Genomic DNA, 6585 nt, shown 5'->3' with positions numbered 1-6585 from the left:
GCTCATTCTGCAGCAGATATCTGAGGGGAGGTCGGAGCTGCTTGATACGAGAGATGCAGACAGCTGGTGCGAAGCGGCTCAGGCTCCAGGCTGCGATCTCAAACACAGCTGCTCTGAACCCCTACCCAAAGCTGGATATGTCGAGGTGCTCAGAAACCACATGCCAGACAAACGTTAACAGATCATATTCAGCTTCTCGGATTCAATCCCGCACACACCATGCAAAGGTCATTCGTAATCATAATATCATTATATTTCATTATAATATCTCTTTTTGCAGTGCATTTTTTGCAAGCAACGACAGAATTATATACTTTAAAATGACATCTTGTGCTATTGTGTTTTGCAGAGTGGGGCATTCCGATGATGGGGCTGGAGGAGATGCGGAGCAGGTGGCAGGAGAAGTTTGCTCCAGAGAGGACCATATTCAGGAACATCCATCCCGGCGACAGGATATTCATCGGCACCGGATGCGCAGAGCCGCAGCATCTTGTGCGCTCTCTGATCGATTACGTCAGCAGGTATCCCACAGCGTTCTTCGACGCCGAGGTCATCCACGTCTCGACTCTCGGCGTTGCGCCGTACACAGATGAGAAGTTCAAGCTGAACTTCCGCCTCGATTCGTTCTTCATAGGGGAGAGCACGCGCGATCCGATCAACCGCGCTGACGCGGACTACACCCCTATATTTTTATCAGCTCTTCCGGAGCTGTTCAGAAATGGAACGATAAATGTCGACATGGCTCTCATACAGGCCACGCCTCCGGACGAGAACGGAGATATGAGCCTCGGGATAAGTGTGGACATAATAAAAGCTGTGATCGAGAACGCATCCGCTGTTGCTGTCCAGGTCAATCCCCAGATGCCGTATGTCCACGGAGACACTCTAATCAATATGAAAGATGTTGATTACGTTGTTTACCATGAGGAGCCGCTCCTGGAGTATGTGGAGAGCGTGCCGACAGAGCTTGCGCAGCAGATAGGAAAGTATGTTGCGAGAATCGTCGAGGACGGGTCCACGATACAGGTCGGCTATGGAAGCATACCGAATGCTGTTCTTTCAAACCTCCGTGACAAAAGGCATCTCGGGGTTCACACGGAGCTCCTCACCGATGGCATCGTTGATCTGATGAGGAGCTGCGCTGTCGATAACAGCATGAAGACCCTCGATACGGGGAAGACCGTGGCCACTTTCTGCATGGCCAGAAGGGAGACGTACAGGTATCTCGACGGGAACCCGGATATAGAGTTCAGGCAGATCGATTACACAAACAACCCCCTCATCATAGCAAAACAGAAAAACATGGTCGCGATAAACAGCGCGCTCGAGATCGACCTCACGGGCCAGGCCACAGCTGAGTCGCTCGGAGGAACACTGTACAGCGGAATAGGCGGCCAGGCAGACTTCATGCGGGGCGCTGCCATGGCCCCAGGCGGCAAAACCATTCTCGCTCTGCCGTCCACGGCAAAGGATGGGAGTGTGTCCAGAATTGTGCCGTGTCTGAGGAGCTGCGCTGGTGTGACGCTGACAAGAGGCGATATCAGATACGTGGTGACAGAGCACGGCATAGCTTACCTCCATGGCAGAAACCTGCGGGAGAGGGCGATGGCCCTGATATCTGTGGCGCATCCGAAGTTCAGGGCTTGGCTGATAGAAGAGGCGAAACGGATGAACATACTATACAGGGACCAGATCGTCCTTCCGGGCTGGCAGGGAATCTACCCGGAGCACCTCGAGGTCCACAGAACCACCAAAACAGGTCTGGAGATCCTGATGCGCCCTGTGAGGATCAGCGATGAGCCACTGCTGAAGGACTTCTTCTATTCACTCTCAGAGGAGAGCAGGTACCAGAGGTTCATATCGATGAGAAGAGAGATCCCAAGAGATCTGCTCCAGAAGCTCACAATGATCGATTATACAAACAAGATGGTGATACTCGCCACGCTCCCCGGCAAGGAGGGGGATGTGGTGATCGGCATAGGCCAGTATGAGGTCAACAGAGACAAATACACCGCAGATATCGCGCTTGCTGTCAGAGATGACTACCAGAACCAGGGTGTGGGCAGCGAGCTTTTATCTTACCTTACACAGCTTGCGAGGAAGAGCGGCCTTCTCGGATTCACGGCAGAGGTTCTGGCAGAGAACAATCGCGTTTTCAGGCTCTTCGAGAAGATGGGGTTCGAGGTGGAGAAGGTCAACGACGCGGGGATATACTACATGAAGCTCAAGTTCAGGGCCTGAACTCAGATCGTTTTTGATCTCAGGCAGCACGCGTTTTCGTGGCCGAAAGCTTCTATTATGGATGACATTCACGCATGCGGCTCTTTGAGATCTTCGTGATCCTTATCTCGCGGGCTCTTATGAACGAGATATCGCTCTCAGTGTACCGTCCCAGCGCCTTGAGCACGATCCCCCTGTTGTACCAGGCGTCCTCGTCCCAGGGGTTAACAGCTATCGCATCCTCGCATGCTCTTAGCGCCTCATCGTACCTGCCGAGGTTGTAGAGGGACCAGGCGCTGCTCTTCAGCGCGGATGCGTTGTCAGGGTCGATGCTCAGAACGCGATCGAAGCACTTCAGAGCATCCTCATAGAGACCGATGGCCCTGTATGTGATGCCTTTCGCGTACCAGGATTGAGCATGCTCTGAGTCGAGTGAAATGGCTGAGTCGAATGCCTCTATCGCCTTTGATGCCAGCCCCATGGCTCTGTAAGCGATGCCCTTCCCATGCCATGCCTGGACAGATCCAGGGTCGAGCCTGAGCGCGTTATCGTAGCATTCCAGAGCTTCAGCGTACCTGCCGGTGCTGTGCAGCGACTCGCCCATCCTGATCCAGCATGCAGAATCAGATGGTCTGAGCTCAATGGCTTTCTCAAAGCATTCTAGGGCCTCGCTCTGCCTCCCGATCGTCTGGAGCGTTTCCCCCAGGATGCACCAGTCCCTGGCCTCAGATGGGTCGATATCCAGAGCCATGCGGTAGGCCTCGATCGCCTCAACATACCGCCCCATGGATAGAAGCGCCAGGCCCTTCTGCCTCCAGCTCTCCGCATCGTCAGGCCTGGAATCGATGCACCTCTCGATCCATGCAAGCGCATATGCAGGATCCCTGTCTATTGCCTCCTGGTAGGAGGATATGGCCTCATCGCATCTTCCCAGAACGAAGAGCACCTCTGCACGGCTCTCCCACGCCTGCACGCACCCCGGATCCACCTCGATCGCTCTGGTGTAGCACTCCAGAGCATCCTCATAGCGGGAAAGGCAGAAGCAGGCCATTCCCTTTCCACACCATGCCGTGGTATTATCAGGATCGATCTCCAGCGCCCTGTTGTAGTACTCTATGGCCTCATAGTAAGACCCATCGAGGTACTTCTCCTCGGCCTTCTGCAGAAGAGCTGCGATGGAAACCATGTGAGATATTCTCACGAATGTGCGTTATAAAACTTGCCTCTGAAACAGATGCTGAGATGACTGCGGATTGGACTTGGTCTGTCTGTATTATCGTGTGTGACAGTTGAATGGAGCGCGAACCATGTCGAAACCCGGTCAGAGGTTTCGGTACTCTACAGACCTGCTGATATGGGAAAAATTTGATATACGAGATGGGCGTTAGGGTAACCGGTACGGGCGTGTGGCCTAGCCAGGAGCACTGGCCGGTGGCCTTGTTCCCTAGAAGCTGTATTAGCTAGCAAGGATATGGCGGCAGCCTCCTAAGCTGTAAGCCGGGGGTTCGAATCCCTCCACGCCCGCTTTTCTCTCAACATATCGATCAGGAGTGCATAACAGAGAGCTGCGCCTGAGCATGTACAGCATCTGGTCTTCTCTCCTGTAAACTCAACCAAACAGGCAACAGAATCTCCTCTGTTGCGCTGCTGATGGGGAGCCGACCTCAAGCTCGCGCTCACAACCTGCGTCACTGATCAGTTTCGACACCTTTTTATGGTCTCGATTAAAGCCTCAAGCAGGGAGAGAATTGGATTTCAGATGGAGATTATGTTCCGCTGCTCTGTGTGTGATGCTGCTCGGAGCCGCATGGGCTGCAGACTACGTCTTCAACGGTGCCCTCAACCTGGGCACAGGCTACCGCGACACCGAGCTGCTGGGGCAGACCGCGGCAGGTGCCCAGGGCCAGAAGTTCGCAGAGAAGATCATAGGCAGCGGAAGGTTCCGCGAGAGGAGCGCGTTCGAGCTTGACGTCATAAGAAATACCATAAACTTCACACAGGATGCGGAGTTCGAGTACTTCCCTGTGTCATATGGCGGCGGCGCCTATAACAGAAAGTGGTCGAACAGGATCTGCGTCATAAACTACGATGCTGGATCGGCCCTCACAGAGGTCTACACGGCATCTGAGCTGATACACAGGAGCACCGAGATCAGGACCACAGGTGCTGTCGGTAACGAGAGCCTCCAGGCAGGGATGGACGCCACGTTCATAGGCAGCGGGCGAATTGCCTGGACGACCCGTCAGAGAAACGACAAGCGCGCTGTGGAGCTGAGCAGATCTGTCGAGGAGCTCACTGGCGCGTTCTCTGTGAAGAAATACGTGGACCTGAGCAACAGATCCGGAAGGCCCAGCAGGGTTGACTGGATCCCATGCGCCTAGAAGTCGAAGAGCGATCTCTGCCTCTTCTCCTGAGACATATCTTTGCTTGTCTCCTTCGCGGCCTGCTCCTCTGGGCTTTCTGTCTTCCTCTCCTCAACTTTCAGGCCGCGATCTATCATGGCGATCTGCTCCGCCTCGATCATCCTCTGCGCGTCCTCGAAGAGCCTCTGCACCTTCTTCGTGGATGGAGCGCTTCCGGTCAGGAGCGCGATCTCATCTATGTTCAGGCCAAGGGATGCTGCAACCGTCGCACCGATCTTCTTGCTGTTCAGCAGAGCCCCTACAAAGTTGAGGAGCTCGGATCTGGCGTACGATGTGCTGACGTGACAGTGCGCCGCTATCTTCCTGGCAGCTGAATCCCTCACTGATCTTGCCTTCCTCGTCTGACCCAGCCGTTTCCAGAGGCTTGGCGGCCTGAACTGGGTGTAACCCCTCCGCACCCTCGAGCTGACCGCTCTCACCCCTCCTGTCATCAGGAACGTGGCGTACCTCCAGAGCGTGTAGTTCTGCCGCCTCCTGACCCTTCCCAGGAAGATGTCTGCTCTCGATAAACATTCGAATCCTTTTACGAGATCGCGGTCGCTGTAAACAACAGGCAGATTCTCGTCGATCCAGTGTATGAGATCCTCGGGGCTCTCGTCCAGCTGGTATGTGGCCTCGAGCGCGCTCCTCGCGCTCTCCCCCTTGAATATCGATTCGAGGACCTTGAATATCGAAGCCTTGACGTCCCTCTCAGAGGTCGCGATGTCCTCCAATCGCAGGCGCTTCAGACCCCGCGCAGCAGCCTCGAGGTCGTTTATCGCGCTGCGCAGATCGCCGCCAGACATCTCAGCTATATGCATTATCGCCTCTGGATCGCAATCGATCCCCTCGCTCCTGCATATCTCTCTGAGAAGGGAGGCTATGGTCTGCGCTCTTATCGATCGGAACTGAACCCCCCTGCACGCATCCCTGAGTGGCTTCTCTATTTCGTAATACTCGTTTGCTATGAGAACCACAGGCTGTGTTGCATCCTTTATAACCTTCAGAATCGCTGCCGCACCGCCACGGTCATATGTCCCGTGCAGGTTGTCAGCCTCATCCAGTATAACGAGCCTTCTTCTGCCGGAGAATGTGCTCACCTGAGATGCTGGGCCTGCGATGCTCTTTATTATCTCCGCGGTCCGCTGATCGCTGGCGTTGAGCTCTATGTAGTCCCAGTCCATCTCCGACGCGAGCGCGAGTGCCGCAGATGTCTTCCCCACCCCTGGAGGACCATACAGGATGAGGCACTTCACCTCCGGCCTCCCCTCCTCCCAGGCCCTGGCCCATGCCCGGAGCTCGGCCACCGCCTTTGCATTGCCCAGTATGCCATCGAGGCTTCTGGGCCTGTACTTCTCGGCCCAGCTCACCATACCTCTACCAGATCCCTTCCCTTCCAGTTATCTCAAACGCCTTTATCTCCCAGACGCACATATCCATCTTTTCGAGCATATCCCAGGTGAACATCTTTCCGCCGTGCCCGCCGATCCCGCTCCTCATGAAGGCCTCGAACATCTTCCGCTTGGCCTCCTGTGATCCTGAGAGCTGAGCCTTCCCATACACTATGACGCTCCTCCACCGCTGGCCCTCGAGCTCATCCACCTCGAAGCAGACGTTGCTGTTTCTCCTCGCGATCTCGATCTTCTTCCCGGACGGCCTGGAGTGTAGTATGACAGTGCCATCCGCGTAAACGTAAGACATAGGTATCACATAAGGTCGGTCCTCGTAGGAGAGCGCCAGTCTGCCGTACCTGCATCTCCGGAGTACGTCTTCACATTCATCCATGCTCATTTCACGAACGTTCATCTCATCACATCCCGCCTCAGAGGGGGCTTCCTGCGCTCAAGATTTTAAAGAGACAGAGTGCCCAATTTTCCATGATCCATCTGCTGTCTCCAAGCGCCAGTGCAGGAGCGCGCGTACGGCTGCTCCTTCCTGAGGAATTCAGGACTCCCCCTATGCC

General features: G+C 55.0%; 5 protein-coding genes and 1 tRNA gene. 3 read left to right on the top strand and 3 right to left on the bottom strand.

All coding sequences use genetic code 11. The features are described 5' to 3' along the window. Nucleotides 1–363 precede the first annotated feature (363 nt). Nucleotides 364–2241: a GNAT family N-acetyltransferase gene (locus NQU42_RS05240; protein ID WP_296609634.1), complete on the top strand. Its 1878-nt coding sequence runs from the start codon at nucleotides 364–366 to the stop codon at nucleotides 2239–2241. Between the two features lie 55 nt (nucleotides 2242–2296). Here the strand turns inward: NQU42_RS05240 and NQU42_RS05235 are convergent, their stop codons facing one another. Then, entirely contained in the window at nucleotides 2297–3406 is a 1110-nt protein-coding gene (locus NQU42_RS05235) for a tetratricopeptide repeat protein (RefSeq protein ID WP_296609632.1), read from the bottom strand. A 214-nt stretch (nucleotides 3407–3620) separates the two neighbouring features. Between NQU42_RS05235 and NQU42_RS05230 the strand changes: the two genes are divergently transcribed. Both NQU42_RS05230 and NQU42_RS05225 read left to right on the top strand, forming a co-directional pair. Further along, nucleotides 3621–3744, top strand: a tRNA-Arg gene (locus tag NQU42_RS05230). Nucleotides 3745–4010: 266 nt separating this feature from the next. Continuing rightward, nucleotides 4011–4601 (top strand): hypothetical protein, encoded by a 591-nt coding sequence (locus NQU42_RS05225; protein ID WP_296609631.1) that lies wholly within the window; start codon nucleotides 4011–4013, stop codon nucleotides 4599–4601. Here NQU42_RS05225 and NQU42_RS05220 read toward each other — a convergent pair. After that, a complete protein-coding gene (locus tag NQU42_RS05220; protein WP_296609629.1) occupies nucleotides 4598–5995 on the bottom strand; it encodes a replication factor C large subunit in 1398 nt (465 codons plus the stop codon). The genes NQU42_RS05225 and NQU42_RS05220 overlap by 4 nt on opposite strands. A gap of 4 nt (nucleotides 5996–5999) precedes the next feature. After that, complete coding sequence (locus NQU42_RS05215; RefSeq protein WP_296609628.1) at nucleotides 6000–6428, bottom strand: pyridoxamine 5'-phosphate oxidase family protein; 429 nt, start codon at nucleotides 6426–6428, stop codon at nucleotides 6000–6002. Nucleotides 6429–6585 lie beyond the last annotated feature (157 nt).

This window comes from Methanothrix sp. (assembly GCF_024518575.1).
Classification (GTDB): domain Archaea; phylum Halobacteriota; class Methanosarcinia; order Methanotrichales; family Methanotrichaceae; genus Methanothrix_B.
Note: the sequence above shows the minus strand (reverse complement) of the source record. Positions and strands in the feature narration are given on the sequence as shown.

Bases quoted from the DNA above. Each gene is read 5' to 3' on its own strand.
- NQU42_RS05240 (WP_296609634.1), top strand. From the start codon at position 364: ATGATGGGGCTGGAGGAGATGCGGAGCAGGTGGCAGGAGAAGTTTGCT.
- NQU42_RS05235 (WP_296609632.1), bottom strand. From the start codon at position 3,406: ATGGTTTCCATCGCAGCTCTTCTGCAGAAGGCCGAGGAGAAGTACCTC.
- NQU42_RS05220 (WP_296609629.1), bottom strand. From the start codon at position 5,995: ATGGTGAGCTGGGCCGAGAAGTACAGGCCCAGAAGCCTCGATGGCATA.
- NQU42_RS05215 (WP_296609628.1), bottom strand. From the start codon at position 6,428: ATGAACGTTCGTGAAATGAGCATGGATGAATGTGAAGACGTACTCCGG.
- NQU42_RS05225 (WP_296609631.1), top strand. From the start codon at position 4,011: ATGCTGCTCGGAGCCGCATGGGCTGCAGACTACGTCTTCAACGGTGCC.